The organism is Salmonella sp. SAL4457, assembly GCF_046548235.1.
In the GTDB taxonomy this organism is placed as follows: Bacteria; Pseudomonadota; Gammaproteobacteria; order Enterobacterales; family Enterobacteriaceae; genus Salmonella; species Salmonella enterica.
The window spans coordinates 398,072-418,932 of record NZ_JBGDZO010000003.1 but is presented as its reverse complement, the minus strand read 5'-3'; the positions used below and the strand labels follow the sequence as shown (position 1 = coordinate 418,932).

Annotated in this window: 16 protein-coding genes and 1 pseudogene; 14 read left to right on the top strand and 3 right to left on the bottom strand. The window is 54.1% G+C overall.

Going from position 1 to position 20,861, the window contains the following annotated elements; genetic code table 11:
* Positions 1-10 precede the first annotated feature (10 nt).
* Both ACLJNW_RS13120 and ACLJNW_RS13115 read left to right on the top strand, forming a co-directional pair.
* Positions 11-235, top strand: a complete 225-nt coding sequence (locus ACLJNW_RS13120) for a membrane protein (RefSeq protein WP_000737125.1) — start codon at positions 11-13, stop codon at positions 233-235.
* A 57-nt stretch (positions 236-292) separates the two neighbouring features.
* Entirely contained in the window at positions 293-652 is a 360-nt protein-coding gene (locus tag ACLJNW_RS13115; protein ID WP_000722978.1) for a DUF4156 domain-containing protein, read from the top strand.
* 69 nt (positions 653-721) lie between these two features.
* Here ACLJNW_RS13115 and mdsC read toward each other — a convergent pair whose 3' ends face one another.
* The 3 genes from mdsC to mdsA are packed head-to-tail and all read right to left on the bottom strand — an operon-like array spanning position 722 to position 6,586.
* Positions 722-2,179: a multidrug efflux transporter outer membrane subunit MdsC gene (gene mdsC / locus ACLJNW_RS13110; protein ID WP_001543180.1), complete on the bottom strand. Its 1,458-nt coding sequence runs from the start codon at positions 2,177-2,179 to the stop codon at positions 722-724.
* A 16-nt stretch (positions 2,180-2,195) separates the two neighbouring features.
* Positions 2,196-5,363, bottom strand: coding sequence for a multidrug efflux RND transporter permease subunit MdsB (gene mdsB / locus ACLJNW_RS13105; protein ID WP_024154469.1), 3,168 nt, complete (start codon positions 5,361-5,363; stop codon positions 2,196-2,198).
* On the bottom strand, positions 5,360-6,586 hold the full coding sequence (gene mdsA, locus ACLJNW_RS13100) for a multidrug efflux RND transporter periplasmic adaptor subunit MdsA (protein WP_001254850.1): 1,227 nt from the start codon (positions 6,584-6,586) through the stop codon (positions 5,360-5,362). Before mdsA ends, mdsB begins: the two co-directional genes overlap by 4 nt.
* Before the next feature lie 276 nt (positions 6,587-6,862).
* Between mdsA and golT the strand changes: the two genes are divergently transcribed.
* The 12 genes and pseudogenes from golT (at position 6,863) to foxR (ending at position 20,820) form a co-directional block, all read left to right on the top strand.
* Positions 6,863-9,151, top strand: coding sequence for a gold/copper-translocating P-type ATPase GolT (gene golT, locus ACLJNW_RS13095; RefSeq protein WP_024154470.1), 2,289 nt, complete (start codon positions 6,863-6,865; stop codon positions 9,149-9,151).
* Positions 9,152-9,162: 11 nt separating this feature from the next.
* Positions 9,163-9,627, top strand: coding sequence for an Au(I) sensor transcriptional regulator GolS (gene golS / locus ACLJNW_RS13090; RefSeq protein ID WP_001020583.1), 465 nt, complete (start codon positions 9,163-9,165; stop codon positions 9,625-9,627).
* A 77-nt stretch (positions 9,628-9,704) separates the two neighbouring features.
* The gene (golB, locus tag ACLJNW_RS13085; RefSeq protein WP_001159470.1) at positions 9,705-9,899 is read left to right on the top strand and encodes a gold resistance metallochaperone GolB; all 195 of its coding nucleotides are present in this window, start codon (positions 9,705-9,707) and stop codon (positions 9,897-9,899) included.
* Between the two features lie 291 nt (positions 9,900-10,190).
* Positions 10,191-11,444 carry an MFS transporter gene (locus tag ACLJNW_RS13080; protein WP_000288503.1) on the top strand — a complete coding sequence of 418 codons (1,254 nt, stop codon included), beginning with the start codon at positions 10,191-10,193 and terminating at the stop codon, positions 11,442-11,444.
* 188 nt (positions 11,445-11,632) lie between these two features.
* Positions 11,633-13,591, top strand: a complete 1,959-nt coding sequence (locus tag ACLJNW_RS13075; RefSeq protein ID WP_024154471.1) for a site-specific DNA-methyltransferase — start codon at positions 11,633-11,635, stop codon at positions 13,589-13,591.
* Positions 13,592-13,600: 9 nt separating this feature from the next.
* Entirely contained in the window at positions 13,601-16,573 is a 2,973-nt protein-coding gene (locus tag ACLJNW_RS13070) for a type III restriction-modification system endonuclease (protein WP_077910348.1), read from the top strand.
* Positions 16,574-16,849: 276 nt separating this feature from the next.
* Positions 16,850-16,951 (top strand): small effector SsaA, encoded by a 102-nt coding sequence (ssaA, locus tag ACLJNW_RS13065; protein ID WP_000934834.1) that lies wholly within the window; start codon positions 16,850-16,852, stop codon positions 16,949-16,951.
* A 116-nt stretch (positions 16,952-17,067) separates the two neighbouring features.
* Positions 17,068-18,471: a cytochrome ubiquinol oxidase subunit I gene (locus tag ACLJNW_RS13060; RefSeq protein WP_000393711.1), complete on the top strand. Its 1,404-nt coding sequence runs from the start codon at positions 17,068-17,070 to the stop codon at positions 18,469-18,471.
* Positions 18,468-19,478 (top strand): cytochrome d ubiquinol oxidase subunit II, encoded by a 1,011-nt coding sequence (cydB, locus tag ACLJNW_RS13055; protein ID WP_000151049.1) that lies wholly within the window; start codon positions 18,468-18,470, stop codon positions 19,476-19,478. The genes ACLJNW_RS13060 and cydB overlap by 4 nt, the downstream gene beginning before the upstream one ends.
* Entirely contained in the window at positions 19,424-19,609 is a 186-nt protein-coding gene (locus tag ACLJNW_RS13050; RefSeq protein WP_305954967.1) for a DUF2474 domain-containing protein, read from the top strand. The genes cydB and ACLJNW_RS13050 overlap by 55 nt, the downstream gene beginning before the upstream one ends.
* Positions 19,528-19,720 (top strand): annotated as a pseudogene (locus ACLJNW_RS13045) (hypothetical protein). Before ACLJNW_RS13050 ends, ACLJNW_RS13045 begins: the two are co-directional and overlap by 82 nt.
* A 95-nt stretch (positions 19,721-19,815) precedes the next feature.
* Entirely contained in the window at positions 19,816-20,820 is a 1,005-nt protein-coding gene (gene foxR / locus ACLJNW_RS13040) for a ferrioxamine uptake transcriptional regulator FoxR (RefSeq protein ID WP_000074605.1), read from the top strand.
* Positions 20,821-20,861 lie beyond the last annotated feature (41 nt).

The following is a 20,861-nucleotide window of genomic DNA, read 5'->3' as shown; positions in this document are numbered from 1 at the left end:
AGTAAACAAGATGAAAAAGTTAACGATGAGAGAGTGTGAAAGCATCAATCCTACTTTGCTGCTTGCCATTAAGATACTTATCTCGGCGCTTGACGAAAAAACAAAAATAAGGCTCAGAGAGCATATTGAAAAAACTGAACAAGAAATAACCTCAAGCATACATGATAGCATCATGACAGAGACTTTTCTTCAGCAAATGAAAGACATTCGTTACATCTTAAATATAGTTCCTTGACGGCGTTCAGAAGCAAGAACGCGTTATTATTTAATGATTAATAGACCAGGTATTAGTATGAAAAAGATCTTAGTATGTTTCGTCGGCTTGGCTTTAACCGCATGTAGTGCTAATTCGCTGAATTATGGCGCTGAACAGGTACGGGTGATGACCAGCGAGCCAGGTAAGGAGTGCAGTTACTTAGGGGATATCACGGGCAGCCAGGGGAATTTCTTTACCGGTGGCTGGACTTCCAACAGTAACCTGGAAACGGGTGCCCGTAACGATCTGAAAAACAAAGCTTATAAAATGGGCGGAAATACGGTAGTCCTGTTAACCCAGCGTGCAGGCCAGACAGGAAGTTCATGGCACGGTTCTGGCTCAAGCAAACAAACGAATGTCACGTTAAGCGGGAACGTTTATCGTTGCCCTCGTTAACCTTATTTTGCAGGCAATATATGCCTGTTTAGCGCGCGCGCCGCACTGGCGACGCGGGCGCTATTTGGGCTAACCTTGCTTTTTCTCGCTGTATTCCCGCCAACCGCCGCCTAATGCTTTATACAGATTAATGATATTCAGCTGTTGCATGAGCCGTGTGCGCACCAGACGCTGCTGCGCGCCATAAAGCATACGATGGGTATCAAGCAGCGTAAGGTAGTCATCGACGCCTTCCTGAAAACGGAGTCCGGCCAGCTCATAGGCGATTTGACTGGCTTCAACCGCGCGTTGTTCTGATTGCACCTGGTCATTCAGCGTACGCTGTCCCGCCAGACCATCCGCCACGTCGCGAAAGGCTTGCTGAATAACGTTTTCATACCTGGCGATTTCAATCTGTTTTTGGACATGCGCCCTATCCAGGTCAGCGCGTAATGCGCCGCCGTGAAAGAGAGGCAAGGTGATTTGCGGTAGAAAACGCCAGCTTCCCGATCCCGGTTCAAAGAGTCCGCTAAGAGACGCGCTGGCCGTTCCCGCCGTGCCTGTCAGGCTGATGGTCGGGAAGAAGGCGGCGCGCGCTGCGCCTATTCGGGCGTTTGCGCCACGCAGCCTGTACTCGGCGGCGCGAATATCCGGGCGGCGTACCAGCAGATCTGACGGTAATCCGCCTGGCAGTGTGGTCGGGATCGCGCCTTCCGTAAGCGTGACCGCTTCGTTTAGTCGACGCGACAGTTCAGGCGTGAGCGGCTGGCCCAACAGCAATTCCAGCGCGTTACGATCCCGCGCCAACTGTCGCGTATACGCCGCGCGATTGATTTCGGCAGAACGCAGCGCGATCTCCGCCATACGCAGATCGAGCTGTGTGGCGTTGCCTGTCCGGGCAAGCTGGGTTGTCAATGTGTATGAACTTTTTTGCGCGGCCAGCGTATCCTCGGTTAAGCGCAGCAGCTCCCGGTCAGCCCGTAGCGTCAGCCAGGCGCTGGCGACTTCGGAAACCAGGCTCATTCGCGCCGCAATGTACGTCTCATCAAGCGCCATATAGGCGGCTAATGCCTGGTCGCTAAGGCTTCGCACTCGCCCCCAGAGATCCAATTCCCAGGCCGTCGTCGCCCCAGCCATCTCGTAGCGTCGGTTAATCTCAGGCTCGTCCGTGACGCTGAGATCGGCGGGAGTGCGACCGGCGTCCATGGCGGTGGCGATGCCGAGCGTCGGCAGCATCTCCGCGCGCTGAATACGGTATAACGCCCGGGCGGCTTCAACATTGAGCCCTGCCTTGCGTAAATCCCGATTATTGCGTAACGCGATCGCGATCAGTTCCTGTAGAAGCGGATCGTGGAAGAAATCACGCCAGCCAATGTCAGCGGCATCCGGCGCGCCAGAAACGGTTGACGTTGCGTAGGGATAGACCATCGCAGTCGGCGATGCGGGGCGTTCGTGCTTCGGCGCCATCGTACAGCCAGCAAGCGTGGTGACGAAAGCAAGCGTCGCCAGCGTGGCGGTCTGCCGATAGCCTGTAAAAGTGATCTTCATTATGCCATTCCCATCATTATGCTTGCTGATCATGTGAATCAACGCGGTTCTCACGCTTTAATGCCATCCTGCGAACCACCACGTAAAATACAGGCGTCAATAACAGGCCGAAGAGCGTGACGCCCAACATTCCGGCAAACACGGCGATGCCCATCGCATGTCGCATTTCCGCGCCGGCACCCGTCGCGAGTACCAGCGGTACTACGCCTGCGATAAAGGCGAATGAGGTCATCAGGATAGGACGCAGACGCAGGCGGGACGCTTCCAGTACGGCGGTCAGCGAGTCTGCGCCGTCGTGTTCTTTGGCGCGGGCAAACTCGACAATCAAAATGGCGTTCTTGGCCGCCAGGCCGACCAGCACCACGAAACCAATCTGCGTAAAGATATTGTTATCTCCGCCAGATACCCACACGCCGACAATGGCTGAGAGTAATGACATAGGCGCAATAAGCAGGACGGCGAAGGGCAGCGACCAACTGTTGTACTGCGCCGCCAGGATCAGGAAGGCCAGCAGCACCGCCAGCGCAAAGATAGCAAGCGCAGAGTTGCCGGCCTGTTTTTCCTGATAAACCAGATCGGTCCATTCGAAGACCATCCCTTCCGGCAACGTTTCACGCACGATCTTTTCAATCGCGTCCGTCGCCTGTCCGGAGGAGAAACCCGGAGCCGGTCCACCGCTAATATCTACCGAGGGGAAGCCGTTGTAATGGATGATTCTGTCTGGCCCCGACTGGCGCATAATCGTGACGAAAGCGCTAAGCGGGATCATCTCGCCCTTCGCATTGCGGACTTTAAGCAGGCCGATATCCTCTTGTTGCATACGGAATGGCGCATCGGCCTGCGCCATCACCCGCCAGGTACGGCCAAATCGGTTGAAATCGTTGACGTAAAGCGAGCCGAGGTTAATTTGCAACGTTTCAAAGATGTCGGTGAGCGATACCCCCATTGATTTCGCCTTTACCCGGTCGATATCCACCTGTAATTGCGGGGCGTTCGTCTGGAAACTGGCCAGCATATTGGCCAGTTCGGGCGTCTGCATCGCCTTAGACATAATCTCGCTTTGCACCTTTGTCATCGCTTCAAATCCCAGTTCCGCACGATCTTCAATCTGCAATTTAAAGCCGCCCGTCGCGCCAAGCCCTGGAACCGGCGGCGGCGGGAAGATGCCAATAAACCCGTCGGGAATGTGGCTAAATTTGTGCATTAGCTTTCCGGCGATAGCGTTAGCGGAAAGTGAAGGATCTTCACGCTCGTCAAAGGGTTTCAGCATGGCGAACATCAGCGCCGAATTTGGCACATTTACCGGGCCGTTAACCGACAGACCGGGGAAGACGACGACGCTTTCAACGCCGGGTTCCGCCAGCGCGATAGCGGACATCTGTTTCACGACCGCCTCTGTGCGATCCAACGATGCGCCGCTTGGGAGCTGGGCGATGCCGACGAGATAGTATTTATCCTGCGCAGGCACAAACCCGTTCGGCACCTGATGGAAGCCAAGCCCGGTCAGCCCCACAAAGCCAGCATAGAGCACCATCACAATGACGCTGCCGCGCACGGCCCGACGGACGGCGCTAACATAGCGGTTCGACGCGCTGTCGAAGAAACGGTTAAAGCGATGGAAAAAACCGCCAGTGACCGTGCCCATCAACCGCGTTAGCCAGTCAGCCTTCGCAGTATCGTGGTGCGGTCTTAGCAAAATGGCAGCCAGCGCAGGGGAGAGCGTCAGCGAGTTAATGGCCGAAAGGATGGTCGAAATAGCGATGGTCAACGCGAACTGACGATAAAACTCACCCTGCAGGCCCGCCAGGAATGCGGAAGGGATAAAGACCGCCGTTAGCACCGAGGTAATAGAAAGAATGGGACCAGTGACTTCATCCATCGCCTTCTTTGCCGCCTCTCCGGGGCTTTTGCCCTGCGAGATATGCCGTTCCACGTTTTCGACCATAACGATGGCGTCATCAACAACGATACCTATCGACAGGACCAAACCAAACAGCGAAAGCGTATTCAGCGAAAAGCCAAACAGGTGCATCAAGGCAAAGGTGCCGACCAGCGAAACGGGAACCGCCACCAGAGGAATAATGGATGCCCGCCAGGTTTGCAGGAACAGCACCACGACAAGGACGACCAGCACGAGGGCTTCCAGCAACGTAATCGCCACCGATTGCAGCGATGCGCGCACGAAGACCGTAGGATCATAGGCAATCCGGTATTCGATATCCTGCGGGAAGTTTTGCTGCAACTCATCCATTTTGCCGCGAATCGCGTTAGATACGTCAATTGCATTGGCGCCCGGACTTTGAATAATCTGTAACGCTGGCGCCGCTTCGCCATTCAGTAAACTGCGCAGCGTATAGGCATCTGCGCCCAGCGTGACGCGGGCGATATCACGCAGACGCGTCACCTCGCCGTCAGCGCCGATTTTTACCACAATCTCGCCGAACTGTTCTTCGCTGGTCAGGCGGCCCAGCGTGTTTACCGTCATCTGAAAAGCGGCGGAGGCCTCCGGCTGTTGCCCGACGGAACCGGCGGCGACCTGTACGTTTTGTTCCCGCAACGCCGTAACGATATCACTGGCGGTAAGACCGCGGTTGGCGATTTTCGCCGGGTCCAGCCAGACGCGCATGGCGTACTCGCCCGCGCCCCAGACGAGAACATCACCGACGCCGGGTAAACGGGCCAGTTCGTCGCGAACCTGCCGGATGGCGAAGTTAGACAGGTAAAGTGAGTCATAGCGTTTTTGCGGCGAGACAAGATGGACCACCATCAACATATCGGGGGACGTTTTCTCCGTTACAACGCCAATTCGTTGGACTTCTTCGGGCAGGCGAGGCAGCGCGCGGGATACCCGGTTTTGCACCTGAATTTGCGCCATATCAGGATCGGTTCCCTGTTCGAAGGCGATAGAGATAACCATGCGACCATCAATGGCCATCTGGGTATTCATATACAACATGCCGTCAACGCCGTTGATCACCTGTTCCAGCGGCGCGGCTACCGTATCGGCAATCACTTGCGGGTTAGCGCCGGGGTAGCTGGCGCTAACCTGTACCGTGGGCGGCGTAACGGCCGGATATTCACTCAGCGGCAGTTTTAAAAAGGCGATAGCGCCAGCCAGCAGCATTAACAGCGACAGGACGATGGCGAAGATGGGCCGTGCGATGAAAAAGTGGGTGAATTTCATTGGCGCACCGCCTTCGACGCGCTGTCGCCGTCCGCTTTAGTCAATGTCGCGGTCTGTTTCTCGGGCATATTCTGCCGCATCGGCACCAGACGCGGCGCAACGGTCATGCCAGGACGCACCAGCCCCTTGAGGATGATTTTTTCTCCCGGCTGTACTCCCTGTGTAACGACGCGGAGTCCATCGACCATTTGTCCCAGCTCAACCGGACGATACTCCACCTGATTCTCCTTGCCGACGATCAGCACATAGTTTTTGCCCTGATCGGCGCTCACCGCCAGATCGTCAATCAGCACGGTTTCCCGCGGCTCGCCGATGGGCAAACTGATTCGGGCAAACAGGCCGGGAGAAAGCATTCCGTCGGGGTCAGGAATCACGGCGCGCGCCCGGATAGTGCCGGTGCTGCGGTTCATCTGATTGCCCATAAAGTCGAGTACGCCCTGATAAGGCAGCCCGTTATCGGTGGTTAACCCCATGTTGACTACCGGTGGATTTTTGTCGGAGCGGGTATGCCGTAACGCCTTCAGCCAGGTGGCTTCGTCAATATCGAAATACACATACATGGGATTGTGAGACACGATAGTCGTCAAAAGCGTGGCGTTACCCGCTACGCCGCCGCTGACCAGGTTGCCCCGGGTCACCAGTATGCGGTCAACGCGTCCGGCAATGGGCGCGGTAATACGGGTCCAGGAGAGTTCAAGGCGCGCTGCGGCGACGGCGGCTTTGGCCGATTGCATCTGCGCCTGTCGCGCATTACGCGTGGCGGTGACATCGTCAGCGTTTTTACGTGATACGGCGCCGCTGGCGACCAGTCGTTGAATGCGATCGAAATCCGCCTGCGCCTGGCGGGCCAGTACTTCAGCCTGACGTAATTGCGCGACGGCGGTGTCGAGGGCGACCTCGAACGGGCGCGGATCGATCTGGAACAGCAGTTGTCCGCGGCTTACCAGACGTCCTTCCGGAACGCTGACGGCGTCAAGGGTTCCTCCCACGCGCGAACGCAGCTCCACGGTCTCCGGCGCGGCCAGAAAACCGGTGAATTCCGCCGTAGGCGCGAGTGTACGGCTAAGGGCTTTAGCAACCGGTACCGACGGTGGAGGCGGCGCGCTGGCCGGGGGGCCGACGGCGTTGTCTTTATCCCATAGTGCTTCGCCGGCCATGTAAATCACGCCCCCGATGGCGGCGATGACGCCGGCTATCAACATAATTTTGAATGTTCTACGCATGTCGTTTCCCTCTTTACCGCAGCGTGTCGGCCATTCCGCAACGCTGCCGCAGAATTTTTGGCAAAGGCTAGGCGTTACAACGAAGGAAAGGTCAAGCGTTCCTGACGGGTTTTTACGGGGCGTGGGTCGGCATCGTGGCGTAAATGTCTCGCATCATCCTCTTTTATGAGCCATCTCACATTCTCGCCGAACCGTGCAGCCTGAATACGCTTGACCTTCCCACAATGGCAAGCTTTAGGCTTTCTGATACCGAATAGTCAGGATGGGGAAGTCGTCATGAGTCAGTCAGAAAATCGTCACGACACGATAAGCTTGCTTATTGAAGGTATGACCTGCGCGTCGTGCGTCGCTCGCGTTGAAAAAGGTATTAAGGCTGTGCCTGGCGTAACGGACGCTACGGTGAATCTGGCGACGGAGCGCGCCGCCGTCCGCGGGACGGCGTCGGCGGAGGCGGTGATCGCGGCGATTGAAAAAACGGGGTATGAGGCGCGACCGGTAGAGACGGCGGGGCAGGGCGAAGACGACTCTGAAGAGAAAAAAGAGGCCGAGCGCGTCAGGCTGAAGCGCGATCTGATTCTCGCCAGCGTGCTGGCGCTCCCCGTTTTTGTGCTTGAAATGGGCTCGCACCTTATTCCTGGTATGCACGAGTGGGTGATAAAAACGATTGGCCTGCAACAAAGCTGGTACTGGCAATTTGCACTGACCCTGTTGGTGCTGACGATCCCCGGTCGCCGTTTTTACCTTAAAGGGTTCCCGGCGCTGGCGCGTCTGGCGCCGGACATGAACTCGCTGGTCGCCGTGGGAACCGCAGCGGCATTCGGCTACTCGCTGGTGGCGACCTTTACGCCCGACCTGTTGCCTGAAGGGACGGTAAACGTCTATTACGAGGCCGCCGCAGTGATTGTCGCGCTTATTCTGCTGGGGCGCTTTCTGGAGGCAAGGGCGAAGGGGCGGACTTCCGAAGCGATTAAACGTCTGGTGGGGCTACAGGCGCGGGTCGCGCATGTGTTACGCGAGGGCCGCATCGTGGATATCCCTGTCGACGAGGTTGTGCTGGGCGACTGTGTGGAGGTTCGGCCAGGCGAGCGGATCCCGGTTGACGGCGAAGTGACCGAAGGCCGCAGCTTCGTTGACGAGTCGATGATTACCGGCGAACCGATACCGGTAGAGAAATCCGCAGGAAGCGCGGTGGTGGGCGGTACCGTAAACCAAAAAGGCGCGCTCACGCTGCGGGCGACCGCCGTCGGCGGACAGACCATGCTGGCGCAAATCATTCGTCTGGTGGAACAGGCGCAGGGTTCAAAACTGCCGATTCAGGCCGTCGTGGATAAAGTGACGCTGTGGTTTGTCCCGATGGTGATGCTTATTGCTGCGCTGACCTTTGTGGTATGGCTGGCGTTTGGGCCGTCGCCAGCGCTGACTTTCGCTCTGATCAATGGCGTTGCGGTTCTGATTATCGCCTGTCCTTGCGCGATGGGCCTGGCGACGCCGACCTCTATTATGGTGGGAACCGGTCGTGGGGCGGAAATGGGCGTGCTGTTCCGTAAGGGGGAGGCGTTACAGCTACTCAAAGACGCTAAGGTGGTGGCCGTAGACAAAACCGGGACGCTTACCGAAGGCCGCCCGGTACTGACCGATCTCGACGTGGCCAGCGGCTTTGAGCGCCGTGAGGTGCTGGCGAAAGTCGCGGCGGTAGAATCGCGTTCAGAGCATCCGATTGCCCGTGCGATTGTCGTGTCGGCAGAAGAGGAAGGGATCGCGCTACCAGGCATGAACGGCTTCGAATCGGTGACCGGGATGGGCGTATACGCTACCGTTGACGGTACGCGTGTTGACGTGGGGGCTGATCGCTATATGCGCGAAATTGGCGTGGATATTAGCGGCTTCGCCACCACCGCCGAACGGTTAGGGCAGGAAGGGAAATCGCCGCTCTATGCGGCTATTGACGGTCAACTGGCGGCGATTATCGCCGTGGCCGATCCGATCAAACCCAGTACGCCCGCCGCAATTAACGCTTTACATCAGTTCGGCATTAAGGTCGCCATGATCACTGGCGATAATGCCCGCACGGCACAGGCTATCGCCAGACAGTTAGGGATTGATGACGTGGTTGCCGAGGTATTGCCGGAAGGGAAAGTCGAGGCGATACGGCGCCTGAAAGCGGCGTATGGGCAGGTGGCGTTTGTCGGCGATGGCATCAACGATGCGCCAGCGCTGGCGGAGTCCGACGTGGGGCTGGCGATTGGCACCGGCACCGATGTGGCGGTGGAATCCGCCGACGTCGTACTAATGTCCGGCAACCTGCAAGGCGTGCCGAATGCTATCGCGCTGTCTAAAGCGACCATCCGCAATATCCACCAGAATCTGTTCTGGGCCTTTGCTTACAATACGGCGCTGATTCCTGTCGCGGCAGGCGCGCTATTTCCGGTCTGGGGCATATTATTGTCACCGGTATTCGCCGCAGGGGCGATGGCGATGTCGAGCGTGTTCGTGCTGGGTAACGCTTTGCGGCTGCGCCGTTTCCGGGCGCCGATGGCAACCCCATCCGACACATCCACGACATGAGGAGGAGCGTCATGAACATCGGTAAAGCAGCTAAAGCATCGAAAGTTTCGGCCAAAATGATTCGCTACTATGAACAGATTGGTCTGATTCCCGCGGCAAGTCGGACGGATTCCGGCTATCGGGCCTATACCCAGGCTGATGTTAATCAATTGCATTTTATACGCCGCGCGCGCGATCTCGGCTTTTCAGTTGCTGAAATCAGCGACTTACTGAATCTTTGGAATAACCAGTCGCGGCAAAGCGCTGACGTCAAACGCCTGGCGCAGACGCACATTGATGAACTGGACAGACGTATCCAGAACATGCAGCACATGGCGCAAACCCTCAAAGCGCTGATTCACTGCTGCGCCGGCGACGCGCTGCCAGATTGCCCCATTCTGCATACGCTTGGACAACCTGACGATAGCGAGCCGGAGGCGCGTACCGGAGCGGTATTGCGCCGTCCTCGTCGCCACGGACTGGCAAAGCGTCTGTAAGTCCTGAGATTACGCTTGACCTTCCAACACTGGCAAGGCCCAGACTGGCAACAGTTCCCACACAAAAGGAGTTCACCATGCAGTTCCATATTGATGACATGACCTGCGGCGGCTGCGCCAGTACGGTAAAAAAGACGATTCTGACTCTCGATGCTAATGCGACGGTGAGAACTGACCCGGCGACGCGTCTGGTTGACGTTGAAACGTCGCTATCCGCGGAGCAGATTGCCGCCGCCCTGCAAAAGGCCGGTTTCCCGCCGCGCGAAAGGTAATCGTCAATGGCGATCGGTCTGGCGACAGGCCGGTCGCGATACGCTAGCCACGCTTCGCTTTCCTTTGCATGAGATAATCCCCATAAAAACTGTGACAAATCATGTGCCAGTAAGCTTTGTTAATAATATGTAATGATTTGTCTATTTTTGCTAACATTTTACCTGCTATATACAAAAAGATAACAAATAAGTAGCGCAACGCTACCTTGTTACGTCGCTTTGACGACGGGAGCGCTCCAGCGTTTCGCCGCTTCAAAGCTTGATGTTATTTTTTGATGCAGGACACTACCTATGTACACCCCCCTGAACTGGACGACGACACAACGACATGTGGCGTTTGCCAGCTTTACCAGTTGGATGCTGGATGCGTTTGATTTCTTTATCCTTGTCTTTGTACTTAGCGATCTCGCCGAATGGTTTCACGCTTCCGTATCGGACGTTTCCATTGCGATTATGCTGACCCTGGCGGTACGTCCCATTGGCGCGCTGCTATTTGGTCGAATGGCGGAAAAGTACGGACGTCGACCGATACTGATGCTCAATATTCTGTTCTTTACGGTGTTTGAACTGCTTTCCGCCTGGTCGCCCACCTTCATGGCATTTCTGATTTTTCGGGTCATGTACGGCGTGGCGATGGGCGGGATATGGGGCGTTGCGTCATCACTGGCGATGGAAACCATTCCCGATCGTTCGCGTGGCCTGATGTCGGGCATTTTTCAGGCGGGCTATCCCTGCGGCTATCTGTTCGCCTCGGTTATTTTTGGCCTCTTCTACAGTATGGTAGGCTGGCGCGGCATGTTCCTGATTGGCGCCCTGCCTGTTGTCTTGCTGCCTTATATCTGGTTTAAAGTGCCGGAATCCCCCGTCTGGCTGGCGGCCAGAGCGCGTAAAGAGAATACCGCGCTGCTTCCTGTTCTGCGCAAGCAGTGGAAGTTGTGTCTGTATCTGGTGCTGGTCATGGCGTTCTTTAACTTTTTCAGTCACGGCACGCAGGATCTCTATCCTACCTTCCTGAAGATGCAGCATGGTTTTGATCCGCATCTGATCAGTATCATTGCGATTTTTTATAACATTGCCGCCATGCTCGGCGGTATTTTCTACGGTACGCTATCGGAACGTATTGGGCGTAAAAAAGCGATCATGATCGCCGCCTTTCTTGCGCTTCCGGTACTCCCGCTATGGGCATTTTCCAGCGGATCATTCACGATTGGCCTGGGCGCGTTCCTGATGCAGTTTATGGTGCAGGGCGCCTGGGGAGTCGTGCCGACCTGGCTGAACGAGCTGGTTCCGGCGAACGCGCGCGCCGTGCTGCCAGGGTTTGTTTACCAACTCGGTAATTTACTGGCGTCGGTTAATGCGACGTTACAGGCCCGCATCGCGGAAACGCATGGCGGAAATTACGGGTTGGCAATGGCGATCGTGGCTGGCGCGGTGGCTATTTTAATCTGTGTATTTGTGGCATTTGGTCGCGAGACCCGGGGAGTCGTCATCTCCGGTACAGATAGCGACGCCCTCCCGGAGTCGGCCATCAGTCATCGCACGTAAACACTACGCTCCTGGCGCATACTGTCGCCGGGAGCACGCCTTCCTCCCGTCGTTTTCACGCCCTTTCAACGAACAACAAAGGTTAATGATGGCATCTGCCGTTCGTGACCATTACAATCATCGCTTACTTTTTTCTTTATAAGAAATTGATTGCTGCACCTTAAAATTATCAACGGAGCGAAGATATCATGTTGAAAGATAACCAAAAACACAACGAGTCTGTTGCCCCGAATAGCGCCTTTCTGTCTGAGTTACAACGTGCATTACCGGAATTTTTTACCGCCGATCGCTATAACGAGCAGGGCGAACTGATCGCGAAAGGCGGATTTGATCTCGCCAGATTTGAGCGCGCGCTGAAAGCGCGTAATATTGATGAGCTGACTAGCGGTTATCAGATTGATTTTATTGGCAAAGATTACGCAAAAAAACAGGCGGGTGAAAAATCCGTTACCGTTATCGTTCCTGACGTGGAACACAATACTCTGGCAGAAAACAAAAACAGCCATAATCTTTTTCTGACCGGGGATAATCTGGATGTTTTACGCCATCTGCAAAATAATTACGCCGATACCGTCGATATGATCTATATCGATCCCCCTTATAACACCGGATCGGACGGGTTTGTCTATCCCGATCATTTTGAATATAGCGATCGGGCGTTGCAGGATATGTTTGGTCTTAATGATACTGAACTGGCACGTTTAAAATCCATTCAGGGTAAATCGACGCACTCCGCGTGGTTATCTTTTATGTATCCGCGTCTTTTCCTGGCCAGGAAACTCCTGAAAGATACCGGATTTATTTTTATCTCTATCGACGATAATGAGTACGCCAATCTTAAATTAATGATGGATGAGATTTTTGGCGAAGGTGGATTTGTCACCAATGTGATGTGGAAGCGCAAAAAAGAGATTTCTAACGACTCTGATAACGTTTCCATCCAGGGGGAATACATTCTTGTTTATGCCAAAACCGGTCAGGGCGCTTTACGTTTAGAACCGCTTTCTAAAGAGTATATTCAGAAATCCTATAAAGAACCGACCGAACAGTTTCCAGAAGGGAAATGGCGACCGGTGCCGTTAACGGTGTCAAAAGGGCTGAGCGGCGGCGGCTATACCTATAAAATTACCACGCCGAACGGTACGGTACACGAAAGACTATGGGCTTATCCTGAAGCCAGTTACCAAAAACTGGTGGCCGATAATCTGGTCTATTTTGGCAAAGATAACGGCGGTATTCCCCAGCGAGTCATGTACGCGCATCACAGTAAAGGGCAGCCAACGACCAATTACTGGGATAACGTAGCGTCGAATAAAGAGGGGAAAAAGGAGATTCTGGATCTCTTCGGCGACAACGTTTTTGATACGCCGAAACCGACCGCATTATTGAAGAAAATCATCAAGCTCGCTATCGATAAAGACGGCGTCGTTCTGGACTTTTTTGCCGGTTCCGGCACCACGGCCCATGCGGTAATGGCGCTGAATGAAGAAGATGGGGGGCAGCGCACGTTTATTCTGTGTACTATCGATCAGGCATTAAGCAATAACACTATCGCGAAAAAAGCAGGTTATAACACTATTGATGAAATCAGCCGCGAGCGAATTACACGCGTTGCGGCGAAGATCCGCGCCAACAATCCCGCGACCAATAGCGACCTCGGTTTTAAACATTATCGTTTTGCCACTCCGACACAGCAGACGCTGGACGATCTGGATAGCTTCGATATTGCTACCGGCCATTTTATCAATACCAGCGGTCAACTGGCCGCTTTTACCGAGTCAGGATTTACCGACATGATCAATCCTTTTTCCGCCAGAGGATTGGGCGTGCCGGGCGGCGCAAGCGGCGAAGAGACCTTATTAACGACATGGCTGGTCGCCGATGGTTATAAAATGGATATTGACGTACAGAGCGTTGATTTTTCCGGCTATTGCGCCAGGTATGTTGATAATACGCGCCTGTATCTGATTGATGAACGATGGGGAACCGAGCAGACCCGCGATCTTCTCAACCACATTGGTACGCACCAGCTTCCGGTTCAGACCATTGTCATTTACGGCTACTCTTTCGACCTTGAATCCATTCGTGAACTGGAAATCGGCTTAAAACAGCTTGATCAAAAAGTGAACCTGGTGAAGCGTTATTAAGAGGGGATGATGATGAATATTTTACTGGAAGAACTTCCCCATCAGGAACAGGCGTTAGCGGCGATTCTGGCGAGTTTCACCGGTATCGATCACGCGCAGGCCGATCATAATCACTATGCTAATCCGCTGATTAAGGAACGTTACGACGATAAGGCCAATATTGACGTTAAAATGGAGACCGGGACGGGCAAAACCTATGTCTATACCCGGTTGATGTATGAACTGCATCAGAACTACGGGCTCTTCAAATTTGTGCTGGTGGTGCCGACGCCAGCCATTAAAGAAGGCGCGCGGAACTTTATCACCAGCGATTACGCCAGACAGCATTTTTCACAGTTCTACGAAAATACGCGGATGGAACTTTGCACCATTAACGCCGGTGATTTTAAAGTAAAGTCGGGGCGTAAAAATTTTCCGGCCCAGCTATTAAGTTTTACTGATGCCAGCCGTCGTGATAGCCATACGATTCAGGTTTTGCTGATCAATGCGCAAATGCTCAATTCCGCCAGTATGACGCGAGACGATTACGATCAAACGCTCCTGGGCGGGCTGACGTCGCCTGTTAAAGGGCTGCAAATGACGCGACCGGTGGTCATTATTGATGAACCGCATCGTTTTGCGCGAGATAACAAATTTTATCGAGCGATTCAGGCTATTCAGCCGCAAATGATCGTCCGCTTTGGCGCTACCTTCCCGGATATTGTCGAAGGTAAGGGTAAAAATAAATGTGTACGTAAAGATTACTATCGCCGGCAACCGCAGTTTGATCTCAACGCGGTGGACAGTTTTAACGATGGTTTGGTGAAAGGTATTGATATTTATTACCCGAATCTCCCCGAAGAACAGGCCAACAATCGTTATATCGTTGACAGCGTCACGGCAAAGAAATTAATCCTCCGACGGGGGAGCAAAATTGCCGAGGTTGGCGTGGGCGAAAATCTCGCCGATGTCGATGCAGGATTTGAAGGCAGTATCGAATATGCCGGCAGTAAAATGTTGTCGAACGATCTGGAGCTGGAGGCAGGGATGGCGCTGGTGCCAGGAACCTTTGGCGCGAGCTACCAGGAACTGATTATTCAGGAAGCCATTGATAAGCATTTTGATACAGAGCAGGCAAATTTCTTACGCAGCAATGAGCCAGAAAATAATGCCCCGCGTATTAAGACCTTAAGCCTTTTCTTTATTGACAGTATTAAAAGCTATCGTGATGACGAAGGCTGGTTGAAAGTCACTTTTGAGCGTTTGCTGAAAAAGAAACTGACGCAACTGATTGACGATTATCAGCGCAAGACCCTGCCGCGAGAAGTGGAGTATCTGTCTTTTCTGCAGGCCACGCTCGCCAGCCTGCACTCGGATAACCAAAACGTCCACGCTGGTTACTTTGGCGAAGACCGCGGAAGCGGCGATGAGGCGATCCAGGCTGAGGTAGATGATATTCTGAAAAATAAAGAGAAGTTGCTCAGTTTTTCAGACCATCACGGCAACTGGGAAACGCGCCGCTTTCTGTTTTCAAAATGGACGCTTCGCGAAGGCTGGGATAACCCGAATGTTTTTGTCATTGCTAAATTACGTTCTTCCGGTAGCGAGTCGAGCAAAATTCAGGAAGTGGGGCGCGGCCTGCGGCTACCGGTAGATGAAAACGGCCATCGCGTTCATCAGGAAGAGTGGCCGTCCCGACTGTCGTTTCTGATTGGTTATGATGAAAAAGCGTTTGCCAGTATGCTGGTTGATGAGATTAATCGCGACAGCAAAGTTCAGCTTAACGAGCAGAAACTGGATGAGGCGATGATCACACTCATCGTCACCGAGCGGCAAAAAGTCGATCCTGCGTTTACGGAGCTTCGTTTGCTGGAAGATCTGGATGATAAAAAACTGATCAACCGGAGTAATGAGTTTAAACCCAGCGTCACGCTTAACGGGGAAACCAAAAGTGGCTTTGCGTGGCTACTGGAGTTCTACCCTGAGCTGACGCAGGCGCGGGTGCGAGCGGATCGCATTCGTGACAATAAGCCCGCCTCCCGACTGCGAGTCAGGTTACGCAAAGAGAATTGGGAACAACTTAGCAGTATCTGGGAGCAGTTTTCCCGCCGTTATATGCTGCAATTCGAGCGTAGCGGCGCGTCTCTGGAACAGATTGCCGCCGAGGTGCTGCGCGATCCGGCGCTGTATATACGCCAGAAGCCAAGCCAGGTTCAACAACGGCTGGTATCGAATGAAGATAATGGCCGTTTTGAAGTGGCGCAGCGGGAAGGCGAATTAGCCGCCAGCGAATTTATGGCGGGCATGAAATATGGCCATTTTCTTAAGCAACTGGCGTTACGCACCAGTCTGCCGGTTAACGTCCTGCACCCGGTGTTAATGGCGATGCTGCGTGATGTTTTGCACGGAGATTCACGCTATTTAAGCGAGATCTCGTTGGACAATATGACCCGCGCATTACAGACGCGGATTAATGCGCATTTTGCGCAGCGCCACGATTATCTGCCTCTCGATTTTCAGGCTTCAACGTCGGTATTTGATTCCACGGTACGGCAGTTCAGAGAGGAGATTAGCGCTGAAATTGTGGGGAAAAATGTGGATGAGAATGCGATAGACGATCCCCGTTCTCTCTATCAAATACCGCCGTTGCGTTATGACAGCGTCGATCCAGAATTGCCGCTATTAAAATACGATTATCCGCAACAGGTTTCTGTGTTTGGCAAACTGCCTAAGCGGGCCATTCAGATCCCCAAATATACGGGGGGCTCTACTACGCCGGATTTTGTGTACCGTATTGAGCGTCAGGACGCCGACAGCGTTTATTTACTGGTTGAAACTAAAGCAGAAAATATGCGCGTAGGCGATCAGGTTATTCTTGATGCGCAACGTAAATTCTTCGATATGCTGCGTCGGCAAAATATTAATGTCGAGTTTGCGGAAGCGACCAGCGCGCCGGCGGTATTTTCTACCATCAATGGCTTGATTGAGGGGAAGGCAAACTAACGGGTTTGAATGAACCTTAACGGTTATCTTTTTGATAGACCATATAAAATGGCCGCCGCGCAGCGAGCGTTGCGGTCATTCTCCCTGTGCTAATCCCCCGTCCCGTAAACCGCGTTGACTTGAAGGTTATCGTTTTACGTCTATTCTTAACTTTCAGCTAAGCGTATTTTGCTGAAATTGCAAATAGTCTTGAAGACGCTGTTTTTTTGTTTTGCCGTTATTTTTATAACGGCCAGGTAGATATTGCCAAGTGAATGTAACTAAGGGAGACATGTTATGCTAAATAGATACTACCGTTTCGCTGTCGAAAAAGACGACCCCTCCGAAGCGCCAGAGTCGGGCGATAAGCCTGACAGCCAGCCGCAAAAAAAATCGTAATTTATCTGGATATTCCCCGACGTTTTTACGTTTGGGGAAAATAACCGTTTCGTTTCAACCTGGTTGCGAACAGTGAATATTTTACACGAAGTGACTATATATAAACGGGAGGGAACATGGAGTTTGATGCCTTCTTTTTAGCGAGACTCCAGTTTGCCTTTACCGTCTCTTTTCATATTATTTTCCCCGCGATTACGATTGGCTTAGCCAGTTACCTGGTGGTACTGGAAGGTCTATGGCTAAAAACGCGTAATCCTGTCTGGCGCTCGCTCTATCAGTTCTGGCTCAAAATTTTTGCCGTCAACTTCGGGATGGGCGTGGTCTCCGGTCTGGTCATGGCTTACCAGTTCGGAACGAACTGGAGCGGTTTTTCCCAGTTCGCCGGCAGTATCACCGGGCCTTTATTAACCTATGAAGTGCTCACCGCATTCTTCCTGGAAGCGGGATTCTTAGGCGTGATGCTTTTTGGCTGGAACAAAGTCGGGCCGGGTCTGCATTTCTTGTCTACCTGTATGGTGGCGTTGGGCACGTTAATGTCGACGTTCTGGATTCTGGCGTCTAACAGCTGGATGCATACCCCGCAGGGATTTGAAATTCACAACGGTCAGGTAGTCCCGGTGGACTGGTTCGCGGTGATTTTCAACCCGTCGTTCCCGTATCGCCTGTTGCATATGTCCGTTGCGGCGTTTTTAAGTAGCGCGATGTTTGTCGGCGCGTCCGCTGCCTGGCATTTACTGAAAGGTAACGATACGCCGGCTATCCGCCGTATGTTCTCGATGGCGTTATGGATGGCGGTCGTGGTGGCGCCCGTTCAGGCATTGATTGGCGATATGCACGGCCTTAACACCCTGAAGCATCAGCCGGTCAAAATCGCCGCGATTGAGGGGCACTGGGAAAATACGCCCGGCGAGCCAACGCCGCTTACGCTGGTAGGCTGGCCGGATATGGAGGCGGAACGGACCCGCTATGCGCTTGAGATCCCGGCGTTGGGCAGTCTGATCCTGACGCATAGCCTGGACAAACAGGTGCCTGCGCTAAAAGATTATCCCAAAGAGGATCGCCCCAACTCTACCGTGGTGTTCTGGTCTTTCCGTCTGATGGTGGGCATGGGCGTACTGATGATCTTCCTGGGGCTGGCCAGCCTGTGGCTACGCTACCGACGCCGCCTGTATCATTCGCGGCCCTTTATGCACTTTGCGCTGTGGATGGGGCCGTCCGGGCTTATCGCCATCCTTGCCGGATGGGTGACGACTGAAGTAGGACGTCAGCCGTGGGTGGTCTATGGCCTGCTGCGAACGCGTGATGCGGTTTCCGCGCACAGCACCTTGCAGATGAGCATCAGTTTGCTGGCCTTCTTTGTGGTCTATTCCCTGGTCTTTGGGGTTGGCTATATTTATATGATTCGCCTTATCCAGAAAGGGCCGCAGCCGGCGGAGACACCGACCGCTGAAACCGATGGCAGACCCGCGCGTCCTATCTCTGCCGTGGGAGAATCGCTTGAGCAGGAGAAACGCGAATGACCATCGATCTTCCGGTTATCTGGTTTGCTATTATCGTGTTCGCCACGCTGATGTATATCGTAATGGATGGGTTCGATCTGGGCGTCGGTATCCTGTTTCCGTTTATTCGCGATAAACACGATCGCGATGTTATGGTGAACTCGGTCGCGCCGGTATGGGACGGGAACGAAACCTGGCTGGTGCTGGGCGGGGCCGGGCTTTTTGGCGCGTTCCCGTTGGCTTATGCCGTCATCACCGACGCGCTGACTATCCCGCTGGTGGTTATGCTGCTTGGTCTTATCTTTCGCGGCGTCGCTTTTGAATTCCGTTTTAAAGCCACCGAGTCGCATCGCGCGTTCTGGGATAAATCCTTTATCGTCGGGTCAATCCTGGCGACCTTTGCCCAGGGGGTTGTGGTGGGGGCGGTGGTGAGCGGTTTTCAGGTGGAAGGGCGAACCTTTAGCGGTTCGCAGCTTGACTGGCTGACGCCGTTTAACCTGTTCTGCGGCGTCGGTCTGGTCGTCACCTATGCGCTGCTGGGCGCTACCTGGCTGATTATGAAAAGCGAAGATCCACTGCATAGCCGGATGTGCGCGCTGTCGCGCCCGTTGTTGATCGTCTTGTTGTTGGTGATGGGAGGCGTCAGCGTGTGGACGCCGCTCACCCACGACGACATCGCCGGGCGCTGGTTCACGCTGCCCAATTTATACTACTTCCTGCCGGTGCCTGTGCTGGTGTTGGCTTTTAGCGTCTGGCTATGGCGCAGCGTGAAAAAACCAGAATCCCATGCGCGTCCATTTATTCTCACGCTAGGGTTGATTTTTCTGGGGTTCAGCGGGTTAGGCATCAGTATTTGGCCGAATATTATTCCACCGGATATTTCGCTGTATGCCGCCGCCGCGCCGCCGCAAAGTCAAAGCTTTATGCTGGTTGGGGCGCTGATAATCATCCCGATTATTCTGGCTTATACCTTCTGGAGCTACTACGTCTTCCGTGGAAAAGTGCGACATGGAGAGGGATATCACTGATGGTTAAAGTGAAAAAATGGTCGCGGCGAGTCGTATGGATGGTCGCGATATGGTGCGCCAGCGTGCTTCTGCTGGCGGGCGTCGGAATGTTGTTCAGACTGCTCATGACCTCCGCAGGATTTCGCTCCTGACTGATATCCCCCGGACGCGCTTTCGTCGCTGGCGAAAGCGCGTTTTTATCGACAGATCGGCGTTTATCGATCACCTTTGCTCGCCTTATCTCTCCCCTCAATAGCGGTTGATAATTATTCTCATCTTTATTGTCGTTCCCGGGCCGCAGTGATATGGTTACACAGTGGCTAACGCTCTGGTATAACGCAGATAAACGGTATTGATAATGTCTCCGATCTCCTGTCACTCTTCCGCCGCCCCGGCGATGAAAAAGATCTTTTCCGTCAGCGACTTCATCGCGTTTGGCGAGCGTTATGGCATTGATTACCGCTTCCCTGCGTTACCGCAGTATACGCAGAGTAGTCCCGTACTTCATGGCGATATCGAAGAGATAGCGCTTCCCGGCGGGATTTGCATTACACGCTCGGATGTTCACGTGTTACAACCTTATGAAACCACCTCTCGCCATAGCAGTCCGCTGTATATGCTGGTGGTGTTGGAAGGTAACGTCGCGCTGGCTGTCAATGAGCAGACCTTTTTGTTGAGCGCGGGGATGGCGTTTTGCTCGCAACTGAGTGAGCAGCAGACGATACGCGCCCATCACGGCGCAGACAGTAAATTGCGCACCTTGTCGCTGGGAATGTACCCGGACGGCGGATGGCGGGAGCGTTTGCCTGTCTCGCTGGCAGACGAGTGGGAAAATAGCGCAACCTCGGCGAGGGTCTGGCAGGTGCCGGAGTTTCTGCTTTCGGGGCTACGTTATGCGCAGCAGCCCGGACCTCATGCGGCGTCACGCCAGTTAATGCTGGAAGGCATCATGCTGCAATTGCTGGGCTATGCGCTAAATCTATGTCAGCCGGCAACGCAAAAACGCGGGCTTCCCGTCACCGGTGAATACCAGCGGCTGGAGCTCATTCGGCGTTTACTGGAGCAGACGCCGGAAAAAGCCTACACGCTGAACGAACTGGCGCGTCGGGCGGCAATGAGTCCAAGTAGCCTGCGGTGCAAGTTTCGCCATGCCTATGGGTGTACCGTGTTTGATTATCTGCGCGATTGCCGCCTGGCGCGCGCGCGTCGTTATCTGATGGAGGGATACAGCGTGCAGCAGGCCGCCTGGATGTCAGGCTATCAACATGCCACTAACTTTGCGACGGCATTCCGTCGGCGTTATGGCTGCTCGCCCGGCGAGCTGCGTGACGCGTCTCTTACGGCGTCCCGCCACTGTGCGTAACGCGCCCCGCCAGAGCGGTAATATCCGCCGCTAACCCGGTT